At 65.9% G+C, this 23,611-nt stretch carries 27 protein-coding genes; 26 read left to right on the top strand and 1 reads right to left on the bottom strand.

The genetic code is table 11. The features are described 5' to 3' along the window. Positions 1 to 236: 236 nt before the first annotated feature. The 12 genes from CQ040_RS16585 (at position 237) to CQ040_RS16530 (ending at position 11,658) form a co-directional block, all read left to right on the top strand. Positions 237 to 932, top strand: coding sequence for an SAF domain-containing protein (locus tag CQ040_RS16585; RefSeq protein ID WP_047520602.1), 696 nt, complete (start codon positions 237 to 239; stop codon positions 930 to 932). Beyond that, on the top strand, positions 932 to 1,765 hold the full coding sequence (locus CQ040_RS16580; RefSeq protein WP_105527952.1) for a hypothetical protein: 834 nt from the start codon (positions 932 to 934) through the stop codon (positions 1,763 to 1,765). The genes CQ040_RS16585 and CQ040_RS16580 overlap by 1 nt, the downstream gene beginning before the upstream one ends. After that, the gene (locus tag CQ040_RS16575; RefSeq protein ID WP_105527951.1) at positions 1,765 to 3,351 is read left to right on the top strand and encodes an ATPase, T2SS/T4P/T4SS family; all 1,587 of its coding nucleotides are present in this window, start codon (positions 1,765 to 1,767) and stop codon (positions 3,349 to 3,351) included. Before CQ040_RS16580 ends, CQ040_RS16575 begins: the two co-directional genes overlap by 1 nt. Continuing rightward, complete coding sequence (locus CQ040_RS16570; RefSeq protein WP_047520608.1) at positions 3,348 to 4,211, top strand: type II secretion system F family protein; 864 nt, start codon at positions 3,348 to 3,350, stop codon at positions 4,209 to 4,211. Before CQ040_RS16575 ends, CQ040_RS16570 begins: the two co-directional genes overlap by 4 nt. Then, entirely contained in the window at positions 4,208 to 5,095 is an 888-nt protein-coding gene (locus tag CQ040_RS16565; protein WP_105527950.1) for a hypothetical protein, read from the top strand. Before CQ040_RS16570 ends, CQ040_RS16565 begins: the two co-directional genes overlap by 4 nt. 144 nt (positions 5,096 to 5,239) lie before the next feature. Then, positions 5,240 to 5,668: a hypothetical protein gene (locus tag CQ040_RS16560; RefSeq protein WP_105527949.1), complete on the top strand. Its 429-nt coding sequence runs from the start codon at positions 5,240 to 5,242 to the stop codon at positions 5,666 to 5,668. Continuing rightward, positions 5,665 to 6,111: a hypothetical protein gene (locus CQ040_RS16555; RefSeq protein WP_047520675.1), complete on the top strand. Its 447-nt coding sequence runs from the start codon at positions 5,665 to 5,667 to the stop codon at positions 6,109 to 6,111. Before CQ040_RS16560 ends, CQ040_RS16555 begins: the two co-directional genes overlap by 4 nt. A 3-nt stretch (positions 6,112 to 6,114) precedes the next feature. Continuing rightward, positions 6,115 to 6,492 (top strand): pilus assembly protein TadG-related protein, encoded by a 378-nt coding sequence (locus CQ040_RS16550; protein ID WP_052193314.1) that lies wholly within the window; start codon positions 6,115 to 6,117, stop codon positions 6,490 to 6,492. Between the two features lie 5 nt (positions 6,493 to 6,497). Next, positions 6,498 to 7,139 (top strand): hypothetical protein, encoded by a 642-nt coding sequence (locus tag CQ040_RS20900; RefSeq protein WP_219844743.1) that lies wholly within the window; start codon positions 6,498 to 6,500, stop codon positions 7,137 to 7,139. Between the two features lie 485 nt (positions 7,140 to 7,624). Continuing rightward, positions 7,625 to 8,149 carry a hypothetical protein gene (locus CQ040_RS16540; RefSeq protein WP_105527948.1) on the top strand — a complete coding sequence of 175 codons (525 nt, stop codon included), beginning with the start codon at positions 7,625 to 7,627 and terminating at the stop codon, positions 8,147 to 8,149. A 19-nt stretch (positions 8,150 to 8,168) separates the two neighbouring features. Beyond that, on the top strand, positions 8,169 to 11,084 hold the full coding sequence (locus CQ040_RS16535) for a LysM peptidoglycan-binding domain-containing protein (protein WP_105527947.1): 2,916 nt from the start codon (positions 8,169 to 8,171) through the stop codon (positions 11,082 to 11,084). A 1-nt stretch (position 11,085) separates the two neighbouring features. Continuing rightward, the gene (locus CQ040_RS16530) at positions 11,086 to 11,658 is read left to right on the top strand and encodes a prepilin peptidase (protein WP_105527946.1); all 573 of its coding nucleotides are present in this window, start codon (positions 11,086 to 11,088) and stop codon (positions 11,656 to 11,658) included. A gap of 177 nt (positions 11,659 to 11,835) precedes the next feature. Here the strand turns inward: CQ040_RS16530 and CQ040_RS16525 are convergent, their stop codons facing one another. Further along, the gene (locus CQ040_RS16525) at positions 11,836 to 12,153 is read right to left on the bottom strand and encodes a hypothetical protein (protein ID WP_105527945.1); all 318 of its coding nucleotides are present in this window, start codon (positions 12,151 to 12,153) and stop codon (positions 11,836 to 11,838) included. Positions 12,154 to 12,443: 290 nt separating this feature from the next. Here CQ040_RS16525 and CQ040_RS16520 point away from each other — a divergent pair, with 290 nt between their 5' ends. From CQ040_RS16520 to CQ040_RS16460, 14 genes are all read left to right on the top strand, one after another. Continuing rightward, a complete protein-coding gene (locus tag CQ040_RS16520; protein ID WP_105527944.1) occupies positions 12,444 to 14,924 on the top strand; it encodes a hypothetical protein in 2,481 nt (826 codons plus the stop codon). 59 nt (positions 14,925 to 14,983) lie between these two features. Continuing rightward, the gene (locus CQ040_RS16515; protein WP_105527943.1) at positions 14,984 to 16,153 is read left to right on the top strand and encodes a hypothetical protein; all 1,170 of its coding nucleotides are present in this window, start codon (positions 14,984 to 14,986) and stop codon (positions 16,151 to 16,153) included. A gap of 205 nt (positions 16,154 to 16,358) precedes the next feature. Beyond that, the gene (locus CQ040_RS16510) at positions 16,359 to 17,240 is read left to right on the top strand and encodes a hypothetical protein (protein ID WP_105527942.1); all 882 of its coding nucleotides are present in this window, start codon (positions 16,359 to 16,361) and stop codon (positions 17,238 to 17,240) included. Beyond that, complete coding sequence (locus tag CQ040_RS16505; RefSeq protein ID WP_047520624.1) at positions 17,237 to 17,461, top strand: hypothetical protein; 225 nt, start codon at positions 17,237 to 17,239, stop codon at positions 17,459 to 17,461. Before CQ040_RS16510 ends, CQ040_RS16505 begins: the two co-directional genes overlap by 4 nt. Continuing rightward, positions 17,461 to 17,772, top strand: a complete 312-nt coding sequence (locus tag CQ040_RS16500) for a hypothetical protein (RefSeq protein WP_105527941.1) — start codon at positions 17,461 to 17,463, stop codon at positions 17,770 to 17,772. Before CQ040_RS16505 ends, CQ040_RS16500 begins: the two co-directional genes overlap by 1 nt. Next, positions 17,772 to 18,059, top strand: a complete 288-nt coding sequence (locus tag CQ040_RS16495) for a hypothetical protein (RefSeq protein WP_105527940.1) — start codon at positions 17,772 to 17,774, stop codon at positions 18,057 to 18,059. The genes CQ040_RS16500 and CQ040_RS16495 overlap by 1 nt, the downstream gene beginning before the upstream one ends. Continuing rightward, a complete protein-coding gene (locus tag CQ040_RS16490; RefSeq protein WP_181156995.1) occupies positions 18,049 to 18,795 on the top strand; it encodes an HNH endonuclease family protein in 747 nt (248 codons plus the stop codon). The genes CQ040_RS16495 and CQ040_RS16490 overlap by 11 nt, the downstream gene beginning before the upstream one ends. A 23-nt stretch (positions 18,796 to 18,818) precedes the next feature. After that, positions 18,819 to 19,361, top strand: a complete 543-nt coding sequence (locus tag CQ040_RS16485) for a hypothetical protein (RefSeq protein ID WP_105527938.1) — start codon at positions 18,819 to 18,821, stop codon at positions 19,359 to 19,361. Between the two features lie 36 nt (positions 19,362 to 19,397). Beyond that, positions 19,398 to 19,799, top strand: a complete 402-nt coding sequence (locus CQ040_RS16480; RefSeq protein WP_105527937.1) for a hypothetical protein — start codon at positions 19,398 to 19,400, stop codon at positions 19,797 to 19,799. Continuing rightward, complete coding sequence (locus tag CQ040_RS16475; RefSeq protein WP_105527936.1) at positions 19,796 to 20,263, top strand: hypothetical protein; 468 nt, start codon at positions 19,796 to 19,798, stop codon at positions 20,261 to 20,263. The genes CQ040_RS16480 and CQ040_RS16475 overlap by 4 nt, the downstream gene beginning before the upstream one ends. A gap of 62 nt (positions 20,264 to 20,325) precedes the next feature. Next, the gene (locus tag CQ040_RS16470) at positions 20,326 to 20,859 is read left to right on the top strand and encodes a hypothetical protein (RefSeq protein ID WP_105527935.1); all 534 of its coding nucleotides are present in this window, start codon (positions 20,326 to 20,328) and stop codon (positions 20,857 to 20,859) included. A 74-nt stretch (positions 20,860 to 20,933) separates the two neighbouring features. Next, entirely contained in the window at positions 20,934 to 21,503 is a 570-nt protein-coding gene (locus tag CQ040_RS16465; RefSeq protein ID WP_105712419.1) for a hypothetical protein, read from the top strand. Further along, complete coding sequence (locus CQ040_RS20790) at positions 21,476 to 21,613, top strand: hypothetical protein (protein ID WP_181156993.1); 138 nt, start codon at positions 21,476 to 21,478, stop codon at positions 21,611 to 21,613. The genes CQ040_RS16465 and CQ040_RS20790 overlap by 28 nt, the downstream gene beginning before the upstream one ends. Continuing rightward, on the top strand, positions 21,613 to 23,496 hold the full coding sequence (locus tag CQ040_RS16460) for a DNA cytosine methyltransferase (RefSeq protein WP_105527933.1): 1,884 nt from the start codon (positions 21,613 to 21,615) through the stop codon (positions 23,494 to 23,496). Before CQ040_RS20790 ends, CQ040_RS16460 begins: the two co-directional genes overlap by 1 nt. Positions 23,497 to 23,611: the final 115 nt, after the last annotated feature.

The raw sequence follows: 23,611 nt of genomic DNA, 5'->3' as shown, positions 1-23,611 counted from the left end.
ACGACCCGCGGCAAACACGTCAAGATCTGCGGCCACGGACGTCTCTGTGACTAGGGGCGGTTACCCTGATTACGGCATCAGGAAGGTGACTTATTCACCATTAGGCTTTCGAAAAGTCCGAAAGCCTGTATTCTTGAGACAACCACCGGGGGGTGGCTCCACAGCCAGGTTGAAGTTGTCGACTTCTCCCGTCGGAACCCACCCCTTGTAGGTAGAGGCCCACGGAAGGAAGACACGTGACGATCACGGAAGCGCAAGTCCCGGACACCGCGAAAGCTGCGCGCGGATCGAAGAGCAAGCCCAAGAAGGATGAAGCTGGCGTTGCTCCCGTTCGTACGCGGCGCCCTCCGATCTGGGGGTTCGCGGCCGCGGCCCTTCTGATCCTCAGCGTGATCGTCAGCGTGGTGATCTACACGAACGCCAGCAACGCCACACAGGTGTTCGTCGCGTCCGGGGACATCAAGCGAGGCTCTGTCATCGAACAGAGCGACCTCACCACTCTCTCGATCGCCGCGGGGCAGACTACTGCCGCTGTTCCCGTCTCCCAGGTCGACGAACTTCTCGGGACCATCGCCTCGGTCGACATTCCTGCCGGCGGGCTGGTCACGAAGGACTCCACGACGAGCGCACTGGCTGTCCCTGACGGCAAGGCGTTGGTCGGAATGGTGCTGCAGCCCGGTCGTCTCCCGTCCCAGCAGCTCGTCGCGGGGGACGAGGTCTTCCTCGTCCCGGTCCCTGCACAGGGTTCTATCGGCCCGATCGAAGTTGCCCAGGACAAGGCCATCGCGGCGACTATCTCTCAGGTGACCGTGGTTCCGAACACCAACGACGTCATCGTGGACGTCTATGTCCCCGCCCAGGTAGCCCCGACCGTGACCGCTCAGGCAGCTGCAGCGACCCTCGCCATCTACCTGGTCCCTGGAGGTAAGTGATGGCCGTCATCGCTCTTGCCAGTCTCGCGGGCTCGCCAGGCGTCACCACCGCCGCCGCCGCGCTGGCAGTGCACTGGCGTCGACCCGTCGTGCTCATCGAGGCAGACACCAGCGCAGCCTCAACGATGATGGCCGGGTTCTTCCGTGCCAACCTGCGCACCTCAGAAGGCGGCATCGAGAAGCTCGCCTACGCTCTCACGCGCGAGGTGCTCGAGCCCGAGGACATCCTCAACCCGGAGCTTGCCCTCGCGATCGCAGTGCACTCCCTCCCCCCGATTCCGTCGATGCCGATCCCATCGATCCCGGCGCAGCATCAGATGTGGGTCGTGCCCGGCTTCGTCAACCTCGGAGTCGTGGACGGCGTCCGCAGCCTGTGGACGAAACTGCCGCGGCTCTTCGCCGCGCTGGGCGAGGGGGGAATCGATGTCATCCTCGATCTCGGGCGCCTCCAGATCGACGATCCTCGCCTCCCGCTTCTCGACGCCGCAGACAAGGTGCTGATCTGCGCGTCCGCCTCGTCGATCGACCTCAACCGTGCATACCGCCGTCTCGCGCTGCCGGATCTCTCTCAGCGAGTGCGAACGATGTCGGGGGAGCGGTACTGGTCGCTGCTGACCGCACCTGTTGCGACAGAACTGCCCGCCAGCGCATTCACAGACCACATCCTTCCGGTGGTCGCGACGCTCCCGCACGATCCCGAAGGCGCCGCCGTCTTCTCGCACGGCCGACCCGACAACAAGCCCACACGGAACCGCTACCGCGGTGCCGTGCGTAGGGCGGCACAAGACCTACGCGTGATGATCGAACCGACCGAGAACAGGAACGTCAGCTGATGCCCGATATCCCCGACGTCCAGATCACGACGCAGCCGTTCTTCGACGACATGCTCGGTGCCACAGCTGCCGCCCCGCCCGCGGCTAATGACCGCGTCCGCGGAAACAGCCACCTGTTCAGTGCCGCCACCGGACAGCCCTCCCTGCACCTCGTCGGGGAGAACGAGTCCTCTGCGGCTGCCCCCGTTGTCGCCGATCCGACGGAATCGCTCAGGAACCGTCGCCGGCGTCCAGACCGCATCACCCCGGCCGGCTACCTCAACGTCGACTGGGACATCGTTCAGATGCTCACCAAGCAGCTCGAGGTGGACACCGAGTCGCAGGAACGAACCCGAGCGGACTTCGACGTCGTCGACGCATCGGCAGATCCGGAGACGGACGCCGAAGAGCGAACGATGGAAGAGATCGATCGGGTGATCGAACGGCACGTTGTCAGCATCGCTCAGCAGAGGGGGACCGACTTCGAGTGGTCTCCCCTGGAGAAGGCGCACTACGCGCAGGCGATCTTCGACCAGGCGCACCGGTACGGGCGTCTGCAGCAGTATCTTCGTGAGCCCGACGTCGAAGACATCTCCATCGTGGGACACGACAACGTCGTGGTCTGGAAGACCAACGGCCTCTGCGAACGCCGCCCCCCGATCGCGACGAACGACGATGAGCTGCAGCAGCTCATCGCTGACATCGCGTCATACCGCGGCCGCAGTTTCGCTCGCCCCGGCGGGAAGCTCAGCCTCGACATCGGTGGCGGGCGTGTCTCAGCGACGGGCCGCGGCATCACATCGGTCACCAACATGACAGTCCGTAAGCACGGGCTCGTCGATGTCGAGCTGGCGGATATGGTCAAGCGCGGCACGATCAACCTCGAGATGGCCGAATTCCTCACCGCCGCGTCAAACGCGAACCTGTGCGTCCTCGTGGCCGGATTCCCCGGAGCAGGCAAGACCACCTTCGTTCGGGCAATGCTGGCGAACATCCCTCCTCACGAGAAGATCAGCACCATCGAGACCGAGCGTGAGCTCTACCTCAACAAGCTGCCGCACCGCCACTGGCAGACCCAGGATCTGCAGTACGTTCCTCCGCAGTCCGCTGGCGCTGACAGTGAGGCGGGGACCAGCCTGCAGGAATGCCTCGACATGGCCCTGCGAGCGAAGTCTGAACGCATCGTGTTCGCCGAGATCCTCAACGATGAAGCCACCGTGGCTATGAAGGCGATGAAGGCCGGTAAGGGGTCCACGTCGACCATTCACGCGGTGAGTGCCGATGACGCGATCCATCGCTTCGCCGATGTCCTGATGAGTCAGCTCGGGCTCTCCGATGACACCGTGCCGCTTCGTCAGATCATGCGATCGATCCACCTCATCATCTACATCGACTTCGTCGAGAAGGCAGATGGGACGCGAGATCGCATCGTGACCGAGATCACCGAGGTGCGCGGCAATGACCGGCATGAGCCGATGGCGGCCCGTCTGTTCTACTTCGACCCTGACCTTCGCAGGTACACACAGCCTGAGAAACCCAGCGAGCAGCTCGACGCGCGTCTCCGGCGTGTGGGTTACGACTACACCGATCACTGGGCGAACTCATGAGTCTCCTCGCTGGGGTCGCCGGTGGCGGAGTGGCCCTCGGAATCCTGATGCTGATCATGTACTTCCGGCCCGGTCCGGAGAAGACAGTACGTCCGAACCGTGGCGCTCTGACACGACGGTGGCAACGAATCGACGCCTCCACAAAGCGCCGATTCGTGATCGGCCTGGTTATCGGCCTCGTCGTCGCTTTCGTGACCAGCTTCCCCGCCATGGTGCTCATCATCCCGATCGCTGTCGTCGGTCTCCCTGCCCTCCTCGGCAAGCCTTCGACGAAGGAGCGTGAGCTCCTCACCGGGTTGGAGATGTGGGCACGTTCGCTGGCCGGCACTTCTGACACCGGCGTCTTCACCTTGAAAGAGGTCATCGGCATCACTCGTGGGAGCGTGCCGGAGGTGCTGCAGAAGCCCGTCGATCGTCTCTACGCGCGGATGAGCACCACCTGGTCGACCACGGACGCTCTGTACGCCTTCGGAGACGAACTCGGCAACTCATACGCCGACGAGGTCGTGCTCTCCCTGATTCAGGCCGCGGAGTTCAATGCCGGTGGTCTCTCCACGGCACTAAATGGCATCGCCGACAGTCTCAGCGTCACAGCCAAGAACAGAATCGACACCGAGGTGGAGCGCGAAAAGCCCCGTGACACGCTGAAAATCATGACCGGCATCGTTGCCATCGTGCTTGTGCTGCTCGTCCTCGCCTCGGGCACCGACATGCTCTCGTTCTACCGGACACCCATCGGCACGATCGTGCTGGGCGTCGTCGTCGCGATCTTCATCGGATTGCTCGCTTGGGCCAAGGCCATGAATCGCCACGTCGAGGAGCCCCGCATCCTCGCACCACGAGAAGGAGCGGAAGCATGAACCTGACGCTCAACGCCGTCCTCCCGGGCCTGCTCGTCGGGGGAGTGCTCGCAGGCCTGGTCCTGGTCTATGCGCCCCGGTCTGTTCGTGCGGGCGATGCGCTCAACCGTCTCGGAGAAGCGGCGATCACCGTTCCTGTCACGGCAGCACCCCTGTCCTCCTGGGACAGGGCAGGTAGCTGGCTCGCGCAGCATCTCCCCAACGTGAAGTTCATCGGGCCGCCTCTGCGGGATCTTGATCTTCTCGATATCCCCGTCTCGCGGTTCTATGCACGGAAGCTCCAGGGCGCACTCTTCGGTTTCGCGATCCCCGCGATCCTCTCGGCGCTGTTGGGGCTGATCACCGGGCAACCGTCCCTCGCCCCGCTGATTCTCAGCCCCGTCCTCGCCTTCGTGATGTGGATCTCGGTGGACTCGCAGATCGCTGCACGCGCGACGGCAGCGCGCCGCGAGTTCACACGGTTCGTCGGTGTCTACCTGCAGATGGTGGCGGTCGCGCTCCTGGGTAACACCACAGCGGACTCCGCGCTCTCCAGTGCCGCGTCGCTCTCCGATACCTGGGTGTTCCGTCGCATCCGTCGGGAGTACGCCGCGGCTGACCTGACACGCACGTCGAAGTGGGATGCGATCGAACGGTTGGGTACGCAGCTAGAGATCCCGTCGCTGGTGGAGCTCGGCCGCACGATGCGCCTCTCCGAAGCCCGAGTATCGCTCCGGGACCAGCTCATCGCGTCCGCCAACAAGCTGCGGACGGATGTCTCGGCCGCGGACACGAAAGCAGCGGAGAAGGTCACGCGGGCCGCCACCGTTCCGGTGTTCCTCACGCTGTTCCCCATCGTCTTGCTTGCGACGCTGCCCTCGGCGTTCGCTCTCTTCAATCTCTGATCCGTCCGTTTAACCGAAAGGAAACACCATGAATGACATCCCCGCATGGGCCGTCTGGATCGTCGTCGGAGTCGCAGCTGCGATCGCTCTCGGCGCGGCCATCAACGCCTGGCTGATCCCGTACGTCCAGAGCATCCTTCCCTGATGAAGACCATGGGAGCCCGGTGGCAGCGTGGCCTTGAACGCGTGCGTTCACGGCTGCGAGGTGACGAGGGATGGGCCGGAACCGTGCTCATGTACCTCGGCGTCCTCTTCATGCTGTTCACCGGGTTCCAGGTCGCGTTCTGGTTCAACGGCTACACCGTCAGCCAGGGAGCCGCGCAGGCCGGGTACACCGTTGCGCGCTCGTACGAGTCGACCGCGGAGGCCGGCAAGGCATCCGCGATGCAGTTCCTCGAACGTCTCGATGGCGCCGTAACCAACCCCACCGTGACAGTGAACCGCACCCCCGACCAGGTGAGCATCACCGTCACCGGGACCATCGCTGTCATCCTGCCCGGCCTCGAGGGCGTGCTACCCCAGGTGAGCTACACGCTCACCGGACCCGTGGAGAGGTGGGTGCCGGCACCATGAAATTCATCCGCAGGATCATCCGCAACGAAGACGGTGGCGCCGAAGACCTCCCGGGCTACACGCTCCTCACCCTCATCGCCATCGGCTGCATCGGCATCATCGCCCTCTTCGGTCGCTTCACCATGGCTGACAACACCGTCCAAGCAGCTGCATACGCCGCCGCGCGCGACGCCTCGCTCTCACGCGCTGGAGACGCGGTTCCTCACGCCATCTCCGCCGCCCAACTCGCGCTCCGCGACAACGTCAACTGCGCCAGCCTGAACGTGACCATCTCCGGCAACGGCCTCACCACGGGGCTGGGCGAGGCCGGGACGGTCTCCGCGACCGTCGTGTGCACGATCACCGCGAGTGAGCTCGTCTTCCCCGGGTGGAACGGGATCCAGACGACCTTCACCGTCACCAAGACCGCATTCAGTCCCGTCGATCCCTACCGGGAGAGGTGAGCTATGAAATTCCTGCCCATGTATGCCGTAGGCCTCCTGATTCTTCTCGGGCTCTGCACTGGTCTCGTCGTCGACGGCGGGGGCCAAGTCCAGACGCTCCAGCAGGCCATGACCATTGCCCAATCGGCCGCCCGAGCGGGCACCAACGCCGCCACCGGCAGCAGCGTCAACGGCGACGCATTCGATCTCTCCTCCCAGATGGCAGCGACAGCGGCACAGAACTACCTCGCCGCTGCGGACGTCGGCGGCAGGGTCGTCGTGGCGGGGGATACCGTCACGGTCACCGTCGAGATGGCGTACACGCCTCGTATCCTCGGAAGCTACGGGCTTCCACCTATCCCCGTTGAAGCAACCGGCTCCGCCCGACTGATCGGAAATTGAGAATCATGAACCGCCGCACAGCAACCGCCATTGCCGGAGTCCTCGCCGTCACCGCGATGATGCTCACGGCATGCACGCCCACCGCAGAGCCGACGCCGACCAAGACGCCCACGGCGAGCGCAACGCCCACGCCTGAGCCGACTGGAGCTCCGACGCAGGCTCCTGTCGCCGCGCCGAAGGATGAGTCTGAGGCCGTCGCGGCAGCGAACACCGCATACGTGGCCTTCCAACAGGCTCAGTTCGACTTCATGGCTGACCCGGAGCTGGGTCCGGACTACCTCGAGAACTTCGTGTGGCCAGGAACCCGCATGGCGACGATCATGCAGGACACCTACAACAACAAGGTCGAGAAGAAGACCTCCGTTGAGGGTGAGCCTTCGACGTGGCAGCCCAACCAGGCGCTGTCGTACGTTGCTCCGCTCACTAACCAGAGCAATGGAGAGGTCGACCCGCTGGGAGCGGTGAACCTCTTCGGTTGCAGCGACAACACCGGCACAACCTTCCTGGTGGATGGTGTCGAGAACACGGATATTCCGAAGGGAAGCTTTCCCTACCAGGTTGAGCTGCTCTACAGCCCTGAGTACCAGGGATGGTTCGTCTCGAACTCGACTGAGATGACGGGGATGGAAGGGGCTCCGCTGTGTTGAAGACATGGCTGCGCCGTAGCGCAGCAGTACTGGTGAGCTTCGCCGCTGTGATCGCGGTTTCCGTTTCGTTCGCGGTCCCCGCTGCAGCGGGGAACAACTGCCACACCAACTCGCAGGGCCAGGTTGTGTGTGATGTTGAGGTGGAGGTTCCGGGGAACCCTGGAGGGGGAACCCCTGGAACTGGCCCGGCGGACTTTACGCCGGGGCCGACGACATGCACGTACACGCCGAAGGACGGTGAGCCTCGGGAGGTTCCCTGCTCGTCGAATGGTGGCTGGTGGGCGAATGACCTGCAGTGCTACTGGACGCTCGACGACCCGCAGCGGCCCGCTCCTCCGGGGCGAGACGCCAGTGTGGGCGCGTGGTACTCCTGCCTCACGATCGATCCGCCGGACTGCGGTGGGAGGCTTTGCTACGGCACCAGTGTGTGGCGTGAGACGCCCCCGCCCGGCGTGAATCGGTACACGCCGGCGCAGGCCGCTGGGATGCTGGCGCGCACGTTCGTGCTCAAGCCCATCGACATCGGGATGGCTCCCGAGTTGAAGGTTCACAGCGATGACCCTGCAGGGACGGCGCCCTACCGCCGCACCTGGGTCGGTATCCCGGTCTGGTTGTGGGTCGACCAGCCGACAGAGAGCACGTGGGGTCCGGTCACTCGTACCGCCACGTACGGCGGTGTGACCGTCACGGGTACTGCGAGCGTGCAGTCGCTCGGGTGGAGCTCTGGCGACGGTCAGGTGATCGGTTGTGGAGCGGGTACGCCGTTCAACGCCGCAGCGATGGCCAACCAGGCTGCGGTGGACTCGCCGACCTGTGGATTCCGGTATCAGAAGACCTCCGGGTCGGGTACGTTCACGCTCTTCGCCACGACAAACTGGTCCGTCGCCTGGACCGGTGGTGGGCAGTCCGGGAACATCGCGATGCCGACCACAACGGCGTCGACGACAGTGCGCGTGGGCGAGCTGCAGTCGGTGAACGTGTCGCAGGACGGCGATACATTCACCGGGTAACTCCGGAAAGGTTTTGACGATGAAGAAGCTCTTCGCAGGACTCGGCGCCTTGGTCGTCATGGGCGGCATCCTCATCGGGATCCCCGTCGCTTTGGTCATGCTCGCAGGGAACCCGTTCCCGACAGCGGAGCAGATCAACGCGATCATCTCGATGAGGCCCGACTACGGCAACGTCATCCTCTTCACCAAGATCCTTCCGCTGCTGTGCTGGGTGGTCTGGGCGGCGTTCGCTGGTCCGTTCCTCGTGGAGCTCGGCGCCGCGATCAGTGGTCGCCCGACCCGCAAGAAGGCGGCAGCGTTCAGAGGCCAGCAGAAGCTGGCCGCGACGATGATCGCTGCCGTCGGTCTCATGTTCGCGGGTTCGACGGTGATGGCTACAGCTCCTGCGCAGGCCAGCACGTCGGATGCTCCGGCAGCGTCCTCGAGCGCAGTCTCGATGGACGCCAACCAGCTGGGCGTGACCGTGGCTTCTCACATCGGTCAGACGATGACTGCGCCAGCTGAGGCACCGGTGCAGCAGGTTGTCGTCCACGACGTGGTCGAGGGCGACACCCTTTGGGATCTCGCCGAGACGTACTACGGCCAGGGCGATCGATTCGTGGAGATCTTCAACGCGAACCTCTCGCCTCAAGCGGACGGCTCGTCGTTGACTGACCCGGATCTGATTCTCCCCGGATGGAAGATGACCATCCCCGGCGTCTACTCGACGGCACCGGCCGTTGAGGCTCCTGTTGCCCCCGCTCCCGCCCCCTCACCCGACGAGTCTGCCGACTCTGTCGACCAGGCCCCTGTTGTCGACGACGTCGACGCCGGCGGCGGTGCGGGAGGCGCAGGGGGCGGCGGTGCCGGCACTGTCGAAACGCGAGAGCTTGGGCAGAGCGTCGACCGCCCTGCAGTCGAGGTCGCCCCCGACACTGAGGCCTCCACGGAGATCGATGCGTCCATTCCGCTGATGACGGTGGGCGGTATCGCGGGACTTCTAGCCACGGGCGTTCTCGTCGCACTCGGAACCCGCCGACTTCGCCAGCGCCGTCGCCGCGCAGTGGGCGAGCGCATTGCGCTTCCCGAGCCCGCCGCCGCAGATCTCGAACTCGAGATGAACGTCGTGGAGAACCCCATCGCCGTCGAAGACGTCGACAACGCGCTCCGCACGCTGCAGGCGTGGGCCGAGGACAACGGTGAGCAGCTGCCCGAGCTGCTCGCTGTCCGCGTCGCCAACGACGAAGTGGCCCTGTACCTGGCCGCTCCCGCGCAGCTGCCTGCGCCTTTCGAATCTCAGTCCGATGACGGGATGGCATGGGTCGTGCGTCCCGGCATGGCTACCGCTCCAGAGCGCCCCACGGTGTCTCCGTACCCCGCTCTGGCGACCATCGGGACGGACGTCAACGGCGGATTCCTTCTGCTCGACCTCGAGCAGATCGGATCCCTGAACGTCGTTGGCGACCAGGAGACGGCACGAGGAGTGCTCAACGCTCTCGCCTGCGAGTTCGCGACGAATCCCTGGTCCGAACAGATCCACGTCACCCTGGTCGGCATGGAGGACAGCTTCGCCCGTGATCTCGACAGGATCCGGATCCACCAGGTCGAGGATGTGCCCGCGCTCGTCCGAAACCTGCGAGCAGACCTTGAGGATCGCCGCTCCGCCCTGGACTCCTATGGGGTCGGGGGAGTGCTGGAGGCGCGCACCCAGGCCACGGAGATGGAATCCTGGGCACCCCACATCGTCATCCTCGCGAAGACCCCTGAGGGGCATCTGCGGGACGAGCTCGCGGAGCTGGTCGCACGGATGCCGCGACTTGGTATCGCGACCATTTCGAACGGGGATGCGCTGGTCGCGGGAGCAACCGTCGAGGTCACCTCACGCGACCAGGCCGAATACCGCAGCGGCGGCGCGATGCCCCCGCTTCCCTTCCGCCCGCAGGTTCTCGCTGGTGAAGAACTCGAGCTGGTCCAGTCTCTGTTCGCCACGACCACCATGGCGTCTCACCCGGCCGTCCTCGAGGAAGAACACCCGGCCCCGGCCGTGCCCGAACCCGTCGCGGCGGATCTCGCCGACGCCGATGGGGCCGACGAGATCCCGACCGTCGTGTCCACCGACGCCGCGGCGGAGCAGGCGACCGCACAGCAGGAGACGCCCGAGAAAGCGCAGCCCCTCGAAAAGGCTGCTTCGGCATCGATGAACGTTCCTGACTGGCCGGCGCCGTACATTCGGCTTCTCGGTCCCGTCGACGCGCTCAACATCGCTGACGCCGACGCCATGCCAGGCCGAGGAGTCGAGTTCCTCGCCTTCCTTCTGCTGCAGAACGGTGGAGCCCCGGGCGCGCTGGTGCAGAAGAACCTCTGGCCCGACAAGCTCGACCCGAAGAACAACAACGCCCGCCAGCTCGCCAAGCAGATCCGTCAGGCCCTCGGCCACGACCCTGACGGCAACCCGCTGCTCCCCGAGGGCCGCAGCAACGCCGGCTTCACTGCCCACCCGATGATCCGCACCGACTGGCACGACTTCTGCGACCTCATCGGACCCGACCTCAAGACCACGAGCAACGAGAACCTGGTCCAGGCGATCAAGCTCGTCCGCGGCGAGCCCTTCGCCGGCACCTCCCGCCGCCGCGGCTGGTGGGGCTGGCGAGGACCGATCGAAGAAACCATGCTCGCTGCGATCATGGACGCCGCTGACGAACTCGCACACCGCGCACTGCAGGTCGGAGACCACACACAGGCACGATTCGCTGCTCGCATCGCCCAGGCCACCGATCCGCTGAACGAGGCAGGCTGGCGGCTGGAGATCGAAGCCGCCATGAAGGCAGGCGACGTCGACGCGTTCAACCGCGTCGTCGACGAGATGATCGACCGCGTTGGCGAAGACGTTGAACTCGACGAGGCCACGCAGCGGCTCATCGACGACGCCCACGCCCAGATGCCCGGCCTCAGCTGACATGACCACCACAGCGCGCGCCACACGCACGACGAGCACGGCCCTCAACGTCGCCCTCGCGGCGGCCGCGAGCGCCGTGCTCGCCCTCGCTGGGCCGCAGCTGGTTGGGTGGCAGGGGTATCTGTGGGTGCTGCCGCTCCCCGTGGCCGCTGCGGCCGTGTACGGCGCTGTGGTCGACGCTCGCACACGGCAGCTCCCCAACGCGCTCACCGGGCCGCTGGGAGCCGCTGGGGCGGTCCAGGTGGCCGGGAGCAGCCTCTACGTCGGTGTGGAGGCTGTGGGGCCAGTGCTGGCCGCTGCGGCCGTGGTGTTCGTCGTGTACGTGCTGATGGCAGCTGCCGGATGGTGCGGGTTCGGTGATGCGAAGTTCGCCGGCGCCCTGGCGCTCTTTGTCGGCTTGTACGTCGGGCTGCTCGCGATCTACCTAATTCCGATGGCGATCGTCTTCGGGAGCATCCACATGCTCGTAGCGAAGGCGATCAGTCGAGAGCCAGTAGCGCGCATTCCGCAGGGGCCTGCGATCGCGGCCGCGTCGCTCATCATCATGGCGCTCGGGTTGGCCCTCTTCGGCTGAGTCCCGCGTCCGTCCCTCTGCTTTTTAGCGGGTTGACTTTCTGGGCGCCCGGCGACGTGCCAGAGCTAGGTTCGGACCAGTTTGTCCACTTCGCGTCGTTCTTCCCACCCCTTGTAGGTAGAGGGGGATGTTCCTCCGCTGTCTTTGGGGGACGGAATGCAATTCGATCTGGGGCTATCAGCCGAGAAGGTACGCGTTGAGCGCGCCGAGATCCTGTGCGAGACGGGTGCGATCAACACGGTAGGTGACGATCCGACCGCGTCTTGCGCCAGGGGCGTCCGACGCGTGCAGGTACTCGAGGCGTTCGAGCTCGTCGATCGCGGAGCGGACCGACTCACGGGTCAGACCGGTGCCGGCAACGATCGCCGCCATCGCCGAGTCGGGTGCGCCGAGAAGGTACTTGATCGCTTCGATGCGCGTCGTGGTGGCTATCGCCCGATGCGCGCGATCAGCGCCCTGCGGCATCTCCGGTGCAGCGGGCTTGAGCTTGGGCATCCCTCCATTGTGCCGTTCGCCCCATGCTTTCGCGTCGGTTTCCTCGCCCACAGGGGCCTCCTCGTCAGTCATTCGGTATATAAAGTACCAAGCTGCTTGACCGGGCTCCTGACTGATCTTCCGAAAAGTTGGAGGAACTCGCGTAATAGAACTCGTTAAACCTCGTCCCTAACGTACCTAGTACGCGTGTGACTCGGTTTGAGATCTATTGCCCCTGGTGCATCAACCAGGCGAGCCGAGTTGCACCCACGCCGCACACGACCCCCAGTCGAGTGCAGAAGGAGAAACCCTTGAACAACCACGAATCACGTCCTGGATCCGCGTTCGGCCTCGGCCGAGCGGTGGCGTGCATCGCAACCGTCGCAGCCCTCACCCTCGGCGCTGCCGTCCTCCCCTCGGCAGCGAACGCCACCACCGAAGCGCCCCCGCAGTCGGACGCGGGCACCCCTGAGACGTCCACGCCAGAATCAAACTCTGGCGTGGCACCCGTGACGGAGACCCCCGACTCCGCCACGCTCCCGACCGCGGCACCCGAAGTCGTGGCCAAGGCCCTGGGCGGGATCTCGCTGTTCTTCGCCGCCCAGGGCCCCGGATACGGCACCTGGGACGACCGAGTCGGTTGGCAGGGCGGTTTCCTCGCCCCCGACGGCTCGATCGTCTACTGCATCGAGCCCGGCACCCCGAACCCCTCCGGCACCAGCACGGACGGCGGCTGGCAGGACGGCGTGGTCGTGCGCACCCCGATCGGCAACCGCACCCTCACCGCCAACGACCAGGCCCGCATCGGCCGGATCGTCTCCGAGTTCGGGCAGACCTGGGACAACCGGGAAGCCAGCGCCGTCTCCTTCGCTGTGAAGGCCGTCGCCTACGCGGACGCCATGTACGCCTCCCACAGCTACACCGGAGCGCACACCCTCCCCGGCTACGTGAACTGGGTGCTCTACAGCCAGGTCGGCAGCGCAGAAGCCCGCGCGATCGCTGATCGTGCACAGGCCATCCTGGACGCAACCGCCGGCACCACCGCAGGCCCGATCCTCGGCGCCGGCAGCGTCGACTTCAACGTCGACCCGGTGAACAACTACAACGGCACCGTCACCGTCTCCTCGGCCGGTGCACCCGCCGGCGCCGCCGTCACCATCACCCTCACCAACGGCATCTTCGAAGCCACCGGCACACCCTCCCTCGCTGGCGCGAAGGTTGGCACCGCCTACAAGGTGCGCGGCGTCGCATCCGACGACGGCTCCGACTGGAAGATCAGCGGTAACGCATCCATCAACTCCGGATGGGGCGGCAGCCTCCACGTCTGGAACACCGGCGACAAGCAGAAGACCGCAGGCCCCGGCCGCTCCGCATCCTGGACAGCCAACGGTGAAGACCCGCTGCTGCGCGCCCCGGACTTCCAGCCGCAAGCGACCTCGCTCGCTCCCCGGTTCGCCAAGCCCGGCGACGCCCTCTCTGACACCGCGACCTTCCAGATCGCCGCAGACGAGAACGGCCGCATCAACGAGTGGTTCCGCAACTCCAAGGGCGAGTATGCACCCACCGACTGGACCGTGAAGGCCTACAAGGTCGCCAAGGCACCTGAGAAGCCCACCGACGAGCTCCCGGCCGACGCTGAGCTCATCGCCGAGACCACCGTCTCCACCGGCACCGAAGGCCCGGGCGCAAAGCGCACCGCGACCTTCGGCGACGCCGTCATGCCCGCCGACGGCAGCCCCGTCGTCTACGTGTGGGAGTTCGACGCCTCCGCCCAGGGCACCCGCACTCCGCTGTTCCCCGAGGGCTACCTCTGGGCCGACCTGTTCGGGCTGTACGAGGAGACCACGTTCGGCGTCGACGTCACCACCAAGGCCCAGGTCGGCACGAAGAAGGAATCCACCAGCTACGACACCGCGATCGTCACCGGGGTGCTCCCCAACGAGGGCCTCGAGCTCACGTTCGAGAAGTACCTCGTCCCGATGGTCCAGGACGACTCCGGCAAGTGGGTTCCCAACGCCCCCGAAGGCACCGAACCCGGCGACCTCTCCTGGGTCTGTAGTGCCGACAACCTGATCGCCGACAACCTCGACGACCCGCAGCACATCACCGAGGCGGGGGAGTACAAGTCGCCCGAGTTCGCAGCTGACGAGTACGGCACCGAGCTGTGGGTCGAGCAGCTCGCCACCGTCCCCACCGACGAGCGTGAGCAGGAAGTCGTCGACCGTGGCGAATGCGGCGAGCCGACCGAAACCACGCACGTCATCGACGTGAAGACGCAGGCATCCAGTGACTCCGGCGCCGGCACCTCCAAGCGCGGTGACCAGCTGTGGGACACCGCAGAGATCCTTGGCTCCGTGCCCGAGGGGGCCACGACGACATTCCGCGCCTACCAGGTGCCCACAGGCAGCGAGCTCGTGTGCACCGAAAAGACGCTCGTCTGGACCTCTGAGCCCGTCGCCCTCGAGGCAGGCCTGTACCTGCCGGGTGCCCCTCAGGAGACAATCAGCCAGAAGTTCACCCCCGCCCAGAAGCCGGTCGGCATGACCACGACGTTCGTGGAGACCACGAACACCGAGGACGGCGGCCAGCTCAGCGCCGGCGAGTGCGGAGAGCCGTCAGAGACGCTCACCACCCCTGCAGCGCCGCCCCTCGCCCAGACCGGCGGTGACGGCCTGAACATGCCGCTCCTCGCCGGTGCCGGTGGCCTCCTCCTCGGAGGCCTCGCACTCACCCTCACGCGGCTGATCCGTCGTCGTGCCACCGCCGCTGTCACCGAGACCGCGGCCGAGTAACAAGCCGGGGGTGGTCTGGGTTCTCCAGGCCCGGACCACCCCCATAACCTGGAGACAACATGGAGAACACCCCCGCCGGCCCCGTCGTCGAGAACCCCGACGACCCCACGACCGAGCAGCCCACAGTCCCGGAAACGCCTGCCGACGCCGCACAGCCGCGGCCCCCGCGCTACGCCAATTGGATCGCGCTCGCAATCCTCGTCATTGCCGTGGCATCCGTCGGCACCTACCTGACCGTTCAGACGGTCCAGCACTCCCAAGCCGTCGACGCATTCAACACCACCGTCGCGGCCCGCGCCGACGCCTACAACGCGCAGGACAAAGCCATCGAGCAGCTACACGCCGCGCAGGATGCCGCGGCCGCGGAGTACCCGCAGCTGCTCGCGATCGCGAACACCCTCACGGACAGCACCGTCGCTGATCCCGCCACCCGAGCCGACCTTCTCGCCACGGCCGGAGATCTCGTCGACGCCGCCCAGCTCTCCGTCGACGACGCCGGTGTGATCCTCGAAGAGCAGCCCTACACTTTCAAGGCGATCGTCCCCGATGCTGACCTCCCCGTGAAGGGACTCAAGCCCGCCAGCGACACGGCGCAGCTGCAGGCTCAGACCGCGGAGCTCCAGTCTGATCAGAAGTCGATCGAGTCCTACACGCGGTTCGTCACCACCCTCGAGGAGAACATCGAGACCGCTGCGGCTGCAGCCGCAGACAGCACCGCCACCGCGCTCACCTCCGCAGCTGAGAAGGGCGCCACCCTCGTCTGGGAGAAGGCCCCCACCGAGACTGCAGCCGTCGCCGCGGCCGCCCTCACCGCCGATGGTGTTGCCGAGCTGCCGCTCGAGGAACGCGCCGCCCTGGTCCAGGCCTACATCACGGCCGTCAACGCCGCCGGAGCCGCCCACCAGGCAGCAGAACAGCAGCAGCAGAACGGGACGCGCAGCAACAACACCGGCTCGCGCAACAACGGCAACTGGAACCCCGGCGGCGGGAAGAACCCCGGGGGAGGCACGAACCCCGGCGGGGGCACCAATCCGGGAGGCGGCACAGGCCCCGGATCAAACTGGCAGCCCCTCAAGGTGAACGTCACCGGCAGCACCTGCTCCGGCTCCGGCTCGAAGGTGACCTACGGATCCACGCTGAACATCCCCGGCACCAACCTCGACACGTACAGCACCTACGAGATCGCCGGCTACGGGTGGGGCGCGACCTGGACCTGCTCGTACTGGTAAGCCGCCCCTCCAGGTGCACAAGAGCCCCGCCGATTCTCCGGAGTCGGCGGGGCTCTTCCGCGTCTCGACCATCAATTTGTCGACTTTCCCGCCGTCCACCCACCCCTTGTAAGTGAGGGGGAGTTGCGAAACCCTCGCCCAGAAGTTACATTCGGGAATATAACTTAGTTATATTAGGGAAGACGGTAAGGAAGGACGGTGCGAGATGCGAAACGAGATCTGCCCCGATGACCACAAGCACGGCGAGACCCCCACGTGCTATCGCGCCCACAAGTGCTCCTGCGTCCCGTGCTGCGAGGCCAACACGGAGCGCGGCCGCGCACGCCAAGCCCTCCTGGAGCAGGGTCTTCCCACCTCCAGCAAGGTGCCCGTCCGCCCTGTGCAGGAGCACATCACCGACCTGCTGGTCGCCGGCATCCCTCGCGCGACGATCGCTGCGATGGCCCGCGTCACCACCGAGACCCTCTTCGACATCGAATCCGCGTCTCCCACCCACAAGATCTACCCGGCCACGGCAAACAAGATCCTCGCCGTCGACGCCGATCTCGACTTCGTCCCCGGCCACCTCTTCGTCACCGCCCGCGGCGTCCAGCGCCGCATCCGCGCTCTCGCAGCACGGGGGTGGAGCTTCGAGGAGATCGCCCGCCGACTGGAGTGGTCGGATAGGCGACGCGAGAACATCTACAAGGTCGAGCGGGTACGGGCCTGGGTCCATCAGACACTCTCTGCGCTCTACGAGGAGATCTGGAACGCCGAACCGCCCGCAACCACCCTCGCCGAATGCGCCGTCCGCGACCGCACCATCCGGCGAGCGCGGCAGATGGGGTGGGCGCCGCCGATGGCGTGGGATGACATCGACGCGGATGAGGCGCCTGACGCCGTTGAGGCGGATCCGGATCTGATCGACGAGGTTGCCGTTGAGCTCGCGCTGCGCGGCCACCGTGTGCCCCTGTCTGAGGCTGAGCGGCAGGTTGTGATCGAGAAGGGCACCGAGCTGGGTATGTCGGCTGAGGAGCTCGCGGAGCGAGTTCACCGCTGCAGTCGTACGGTGCAGCGCTTGCGTCAGCCGAAGGAGGCCGCGGCGTGAGCAAGACGTTGGATGTGCTCGAGGCGGCCGCGCACGGCACGCCGGCGGGATTCGTCGACGGCTGCAAGAGCCGTGGGGGATGCCCGAACTATCGCGATCGCGAAGTGCTGACGTGCTTCCTCGCCCACCGTGCGTACGCGCACTACTACCTGCTGCGTGAGCAGGGCCCTGAGGTGCCGATCACCCGCGCGATGCTGCGGCAGGCGAAGAGGAGAAGCTGATGGTCCAGAGTTGTGTGGTCCCGCCCGTGGCGGTCAGGGGCAAGAAGGTTGATTTCGATCAGATCGTTGCCGACCGGCTGAACGATGCGCCGACAGCTGCGGTCGATCTTTCGTCGGTCGATCAGTTCAGGGATATGGCGGGGCGATTGTCTGCCATGTGCGGCACCGTGATCACGATCGGGTGGAGCATCTTGCAGTTCCAGATCACCGCAGTCCGCGAGGACGGCGCCCCGTTGACCGATCGCATGCAGGAGGCCTTCCAGCGCCTTCTGCGTGACGAATCCGACCGCAGCCTCCCCTTGGGGCTGTGATGACTTCCATCGCCGTAGAAAGCTCGCTGACGTTCGTGTACGAAACTCTGATTGACCTCGCATCCAACGCTGACCGCCAGGCGGCGCGTGCCGCACAGCTCGACGACACTCGGGCGAGCTCGGCGCTGTTCGTCCTCGCTGATGAGCTGCGGGTGATGGCCACCGTGGTGAAGGAGGCTGATCCCGTCCCTGCGGCGTTCGATCTTCTCGACGCGGGCCGGGTGCAGGTCGCTACTGCGGCTCTCCGGCTCGATGCTGCGGAGCGGGGTGCGGCTGATGAGGCGTAGGACGGGCTCGGCGATCACTGCCGCGGCGGGGCTGGTCGCGGTCGCGATCGTCGCGTGCGCGAACCTGGCCCAGGATGCCACCGTGGTGGAGCGCCCCACGTTGGCTCCCGCAGCTACTGCCGAAGCACCTGGCGCGGCTGCCTCGGAGTCGCCCGCGCCCGCAGCGCCGATCAGCACGGAGGCGGGCCAAGCTCTCGCACAGCTGGAGCAGCTGACGATCGCCGAGCCGTCCTCGACGACGAAGTACGTGCGCGACTACTTCGGGCAGCGATGGGCGGACGTCGACCGTAACGGCTGCGACACCCGCAACGACATTCTCGCGCGAGATCTCACCGACCTCACGTTCAAGCCGGGCACCCGCGACTGCGTCGTGTTGAGCGGCGTGCTCTACGACCGATACACCGAGGAAACCGTCCAGTTCGTCCGTATCAGTCAGGGCTATCAGCCCGTGCAGGTCGATCACGTGGTGTCCCTTGCCGTGGTGTGGTCCTCAGGTGCTGAGGCCTGGACTCCCGAAGAGCGAGAGATGTTCGCGAACGATCCTCTGAACCTGCAGACGACGACCGCGAATCAGCAGAAGAACGAGTTCACGCCGAGCCGATGGATGCCAGCCAGTGTGACTGCTGCATGCGAGTACTCGGCGCGATACGTGACCGTTCTCGACACCTACGACCTCACCATCACCGCCGCTGATGCTGCAGCGCTGCGGTCCACCCTCACCAGCTGCAGCGCCTGACCGCCAGAGATTCGGAGACGATCATGACCACCGACGACGTTCGCACCGAGACGCTCTCGGCCGCAGAGATCTCGCCGGCGTGCTCGGCTGCGGCGTGCGTCGACTGCCCCGCATCGGACCTGTTCGGAAAACCGTGCAGCCACAGCTGTCACACCGCGGCCGGGCCTGAGATGTTCACGATCCCCGATACCGGATTCACGCCGATCGACACATGGGCGCTCAAGTGCGATGGCTGCGGCCAGCTCGTCCGGGCCTTCGCGGAGTTCGAGAGCTCTGGCGACGAGGGCCTGGAGCAGTTCCGAGTCATGCTCGGCGCCCTCGGCTGGACCCGCCCACCGTTCAGCCACGAGGACCACTGCCCGACGTGCACACAGCAAGAAGCGGCCCACACCACGCGTGAGCCGCGCGACGCATGGGAAGACGCCCATGCTCACGCGGTCAGCGCCGGTGTGGCAGACCCCGATCAGTTCGCGAACGACTACACGAGCATGCTCGAGGACTCTCAGTACGAAAACCGATACCCCGACGTGCCGCTGCCGACGCCCGCCGAGTTCATCTGGCCTTGACCAACAACGGTCGAGGCAACCGAAAGGAGCAGTCCGATGTCCACGATGGAACACACCTCCCTCTCCACTGACGTCACCGTCACCGGCGTTGTCAGCACCGCACCCGTCCTCACCAGGTCGCTGCCCGAACGAACCCCCCACGTCTCGTTCCACCTCGAGACCCCGGAAGCCCCCGGCGTCAACGTCCACGTCGACGGCAGCCTCGCAGAACTCGCCCACCTCACCATCCACCGCCACGACCGGATCAGCGTCGTCGTACAGCGGATCTATCGGCTCAGCCCCAACCAGATCACCCCCGACGTCGACGCCGAGGCATTCGACCTCGAATCTCGGCCCCGCCCGACGGACCGCACGCGACCATCCCGAAATGAAGCGAACGGCAACCGGTGCACACCAAGCGACGAAGCCCCGCTCACCCCCACCGAGAGCAAGCGATGAAGGCTGTGCACTGGGGCGCGGACGGCAACCCCCTCAACGTCATCCCCGGCGAGGTGCAGCTCCTGCTCGCAGAGGACGGAATGACATTCGGGTACGGATACGGACCCGGCTGGTCGATGATCTTCGGCCACCCACGCGGCGAGATCACCGTCGAGGTCGGCCAGTGGGTAGTGCGCCACGACGACGGTCGTATCGAGGTCCTCGACGACAAACCCAACGAAGCCGAGATTTTCGACGCCGCCGCGGCACTCGCCGCAGCATGCGCTCGCCAGCTCGAGGAAGAGACCGAACCGTCCGAAACGGAGCGGTCCTCGCCACGACCTGTCCTCCTGCACATCAAAGGTGAGAGCGGGGTGCTATGCGGTGTGAGGAACCCCTCACACGTCACCGACGGTGTGCGGTATGCAGATTGCTCCGCGTGCCTCGCCGCCGTCACCGAACAGGTAGAGGGACCGAACCGATGACTACGCTCGCAGGCCTCGAAGCGCCGCCGGTTCCGCCGAGTCCGAAGGAAACCGAGCGCACGATGCTTGACCGTCTCCGTGTGCGCTACGGCAGGACATACACGAATGGCCCTTACGTCGGCCGGCAGTTCGTGATCGCGGAGAAGGTCGCGACCAGTCCGGGCGGCTCCCATAGCTCGGCTCGGATCGCCGATGCGCTGGTACTCGACACATGGGGCTGCCCCCATGCCGAGCTCACTGAGACGGAACGCGAGCGTCGGAACTGGCTTGAACGTTACTCGATCCATGGTTTTGAGGTCAAGGTGTCGCGCTCCGATTGGCTGAGCGAGCTCTCCGACCCCACCAAGGCCGAGGCATGGGCGCAGCACTGCCACTACTTCTGGTTGATCGTCAGCGATCGATCCATCGTGCGCGGCGACCTCCCCGATGGGTGGGGGCTCCTCATCCCGCACGGCACGAGCCTCCGGGCCATCACCAAGCCCCGTCGGCACGATCCCCTCCCGCTAACTCTTGCCACCACGATCTCCGTCGCCCGGGCGGTGCAGAGAACTGAGGTCGAGATGGCCAGGAGCGCCCAGATGGGGGCGGCGTCCTGATGTTCGCCCTATCGACGAGAGCGGCCAGATACGCCGCCAACCCAAGGCACCGATTCGATCACACGGAGAGTCCCATGTCCCACGCCATCAGCCAGTACGACGAGCACTACTCGCCCACTTGCCCGGTCGGGATGGTTCGCGCCCGACGTACGAGCTACCTCGCCCCGCACCCCGGAGCGGGAAGTGCGTGGGAACGCTACGAGGCAGCCGACCCCAGCAGCGGCACTGTGGTCGATCCGGCGTACGAGGACAAGGCCGCGAAGCTGCTCCTCGACTACTACGAGGCGGTCCGACGAGACCGGCGCATCTACCGGGTGGCTCTCGCCGCAAGTGTCTTCGGCCTCGGAGGCCTTGGGGTCTTGGCCGGTTGGCTGGCTGACAACTACCTGATCAGCGTTGTCGGCGTGATGCTGGGGGTGATCACGGGGTGGTTGCTCCTGACGGGGTCGATCACTCTCCCTGAGAAGGCGGCTACCGCCCAGCGGGTGTTGGCCTCTTCCGGGCTATTCCGTGACCGTACGGTGCTGGCCGGGTACCTCATCACGACCCGCAGCTCGACGGCCATCTGGGAAGCCACCGAGCTCGAGCAACAGGCCTCACGGCCGACCATGAGGCCGTGCGCCTGCGCGGCTACCGCGACCTGACTCATGACCGTGAGATCGAACTCACCCAACTGCAGAAAAGAGAGCAGGAACTTCGCCGGACGATCGTCAACATCCTGGATGATCGCGGCGCTGTCGAGGTGAACGCCTGATGCTCGCTCTCCCGATGATGGGGCGCCTCGCTGACGCTTCCGAGCTCACGGCGGTCGTCGATTACTGCGGCGGCGGCGGCGAATCTCAGGGATTCGTCGAAGCTGGCATCACCGTCGTCCAGGCGGCGAACCACGACGAGAAGGCTATCGAAACGCACTCCGCGAACCATCGCGGCACGGATCACCTCCTCACTGATCTGCTGGTCCAGGATCCGCGACGTCGCCCGCGCGCGCACATCTATCAGGCGTCGCCGGAGTGCACGTGGCACTCACCCGCTGGAGGGCGGAAGAAGCACAGGCACTGCGAGATGCTGGACATGTTCGACGACTACGTGCCCAACGCCGCGGGAGAGCGGTCACGCGCAACGATGATGACCGTGCTCGGCATGGCCGAAGCGAAGCGCTACCCGATCGTCATCGTCGAGAACGTCGTCGAGGTCGCCCAGTGGGAGATGTTCGAGGTGTGGCTCGCCGGTTTCGCGTCCCTCGGCTACGAGCACCAGATCCTCTCCGTGTCAGCCGCTCACATCTGGTCGGAGAAGAACGCGCCCGCGCCCCAGTGGCGCGACCGCATCTACTTCGTGTTCTATCTCCGCGGCATCCCGTTCCCAGACATCTCCCCGCGGCCATACGGCTACTGCTCTGAATGCGCCGCCGACGTGCGTCTGGTCCAGTCGTGGAAGAAGCCTGGCCGGAAGATCGGGAAGTACCGCGCGCAGTACATCTACGCGTGCCCGGTGCCCGGGCATCCGGCGATCGAGCCCTACGTGCTCCCCGCACTCGACGCTCTCGACCTCAGTGATCTCGGCACCCGCATCGGCGATCGCACGCGACCTCTCGCGGCTGCAACCATGCGGCGGATCCGCGTCGGCGCGCTCATGTTCGGCGGCCAACCCGAGGTCGTCTCGCACAGCGGCCACACCTACGACGCCACCTCACCGCGACACCCCCGCAGCGGCGACCCGAACGCCTACCACCGCGTCTGGCCCGCTGCCGATCCGCTCATGGCGAGGACCTCCGGGCCCGGCGATGCGATCGTGCATCCGTACCTCACCACGGTGAACCACGGAGGCGACGACCACCGCGCGTTCGACCCTGCAGCCTCCGCGATGCCGACACGATCGACGAAACTCGGCGAGGCGGTCGTCACCCCGTACATCGATGTCGCTCGCGCTCACAACCTGCCTCGATCGGCGCAGACGGATGCGCTCGCGCCGATGACAACCGGGCGGAATCACTCGCTCGTGACTCCGGGCACCTTCATTTCGCACCAGTACGGTGCGGTGAAGGGCTCCGAGCACCGGAACACCGACCCCGCCCTCATCCCGCTCGGCACGATCACGGCGGGAGGGGGACACCACAACCTCGTCACACCACCTGTCGGCATCACGCTGCGGAAGCACTCGCACCCGTACGACTCGAGCGAGGCTCCGGCTCCGACGATGACCGCAGGAGGGAACCACCACGGCATCGCCACGCTTGACGGTGCTTTCTTTTCGAAGCATCACGGCGGCCTGAACTACAAGGCGATCGGCCACATGAACAAGCCGCTCACCGAACCCATGCCGACCGTCGTCACCTCGCCGAACGTCTCGCTCGTAACCCCAACGAAGCGACCGCGCATCGAGGCAACCCCCGAGCAGATCGACGCCGTCGACGTCGAGGACTACCGCTTCCGGATGCTGCAATGGCGCGAGCACGCGAACGCGCAGCGCTTCCCCCGCGACTACATCTTTAAGGGCAACGGGTCGGTCAACACGCTGCACGCAGGCAACGCCGTCGCCGTGAATGTCGCCTGCTACCTCGGCTACATGTGCCGCATCGCCCTCGGTGACCTCACCGTCACCGAAGCCGGATACGAGTGGCTGGAGCAAGCCGCGTGACCGCGCACCGCGTCGTTGTGCTCACGTGCGACCGCCGCCCCGGTGGCGAGCTCTGTCCCGGGAGGCTCGTGACCACTCGCTCCACGATGGACGCCGCCCGAGAAGATGCCGCGGT

Origin of the sequence: Microbacterium sp. MYb54 (genome assembly GCF_002979515.1) — a bacterium.
Classification (GTDB): domain Bacteria; phylum Actinomycetota; class Actinomycetes; order Actinomycetales; family Microbacteriaceae; genus Microbacterium.
This window is presented reverse-complemented; position numbering and strand designations above follow the sequence as displayed.

What these genes read in the sequence shown, in the direction of transcription:
- CQ040_RS16480 (WP_105527937.1), top strand. Translation starts at nt 19,398, where the DNA reads ATGTCCACGATGGAACACACCTCCCTCTCCACTGACGTCACCGTCACC.
- CQ040_RS16555 (WP_047520675.1), top strand. Translation starts at nt 5,665, where the DNA reads ATGAAATTCATCCGCAGGATCATCCGCAACGAAGACGGTGGCGCCGAA.
- CQ040_RS16550 (WP_052193314.1), top strand. Translation starts at nt 6,115, where the DNA reads ATGAAATTCCTGCCCATGTATGCCGTAGGCCTCCTGATTCTTCTCGGG.
- CQ040_RS16535 (WP_105527947.1), top strand. Translation starts at nt 8,169, where the DNA reads ATGAAGAAGCTCTTCGCAGGACTCGGCGCCTTGGTCGTCATGGGCGGC.
- CQ040_RS16460 (WP_105527933.1), top strand. Translation starts at nt 21,613, where the DNA reads ATGCTCGCTCTCCCGATGATGGGGCGCCTCGCTGACGCTTCCGAGCTC.
- CQ040_RS16515 (WP_105527943.1), top strand. Translation starts at nt 14,984, where the DNA reads ATGGAGAACACCCCCGCCGGCCCCGTCGTCGAGAACCCCGACGACCCC.
- CQ040_RS16485 (WP_105527938.1), top strand. Translation starts at nt 18,819, where the DNA reads ATGACCACCGACGACGTTCGCACCGAGACGCTCTCGGCCGCAGAGATC.
- CQ040_RS16490 (WP_181156995.1), top strand. Translation starts at nt 18,049, where the DNA reads ATGAGGCGTAGGACGGGCTCGGCGATCACTGCCGCGGCGGGGCTGGTC.
- CQ040_RS20900 (WP_219844743.1), top strand. Translation starts at nt 6,498, where the DNA reads ATGAACCGCCGCACAGCAACCGCCATTGCCGGAGTCCTCGCCGTCACC.
- CQ040_RS16470 (WP_105527935.1), top strand. Translation starts at nt 20,326, where the DNA reads ATGCTTGACCGTCTCCGTGTGCGCTACGGCAGGACATACACGAATGGC.
- CQ040_RS16495 (WP_105527940.1), top strand. Translation starts at nt 17,772, where the DNA reads ATGACTTCCATCGCCGTAGAAAGCTCGCTGACGTTCGTGTACGAAACT.
- CQ040_RS16510 (WP_105527942.1), top strand. Translation starts at nt 16,359, where the DNA reads ATGCGAAACGAGATCTGCCCCGATGACCACAAGCACGGCGAGACCCCC.
- CQ040_RS16575 (WP_105527951.1), top strand. Translation starts at nt 1,765, where the DNA reads ATGCCCGATATCCCCGACGTCCAGATCACGACGCAGCCGTTCTTCGAC.
- CQ040_RS16530 (WP_105527946.1), top strand. Translation starts at nt 11,086, where the DNA reads ATGACCACCACAGCGCGCGCCACACGCACGACGAGCACGGCCCTCAAC.
- CQ040_RS16465 (WP_105712419.1), top strand. Translation starts at nt 20,934, where the DNA reads ATGTCCCACGCCATCAGCCAGTACGACGAGCACTACTCGCCCACTTGC.
- CQ040_RS16570 (WP_047520608.1), top strand. Translation starts at nt 3,348, where the DNA reads ATGAGTCTCCTCGCTGGGGTCGCCGGTGGCGGAGTGGCCCTCGGAATC.
- CQ040_RS16525 (WP_105527945.1), bottom strand. Translation starts at nt 12,153, where the DNA reads ATGCCCAAGCTCAAGCCCGCTGCACCGGAGATGCCGCAGGGCGCTGAT.
- CQ040_RS16565 (WP_105527950.1), top strand. Translation starts at nt 4,208, where the DNA reads ATGAACCTGACGCTCAACGCCGTCCTCCCGGGCCTGCTCGTCGGGGGA.
- CQ040_RS16580 (WP_105527952.1), top strand. Translation starts at nt 932, where the DNA reads ATGGCCGTCATCGCTCTTGCCAGTCTCGCGGGCTCGCCAGGCGTCACC.
- CQ040_RS16500 (WP_105527941.1), top strand. Translation starts at nt 17,461, where the DNA reads ATGGTCCAGAGTTGTGTGGTCCCGCCCGTGGCGGTCAGGGGCAAGAAG.
- CQ040_RS16475 (WP_105527936.1), top strand. Translation starts at nt 19,796, where the DNA reads ATGAAGGCTGTGCACTGGGGCGCGGACGGCAACCCCCTCAACGTCATC.
- CQ040_RS16560 (WP_105527949.1), top strand. Translation starts at nt 5,240, where the DNA reads ATGAAGACCATGGGAGCCCGGTGGCAGCGTGGCCTTGAACGCGTGCGT.
- CQ040_RS16540 (WP_105527948.1), top strand. Translation starts at nt 7,625, where the DNA reads ATGCTGGCGCGCACGTTCGTGCTCAAGCCCATCGACATCGGGATGGCT.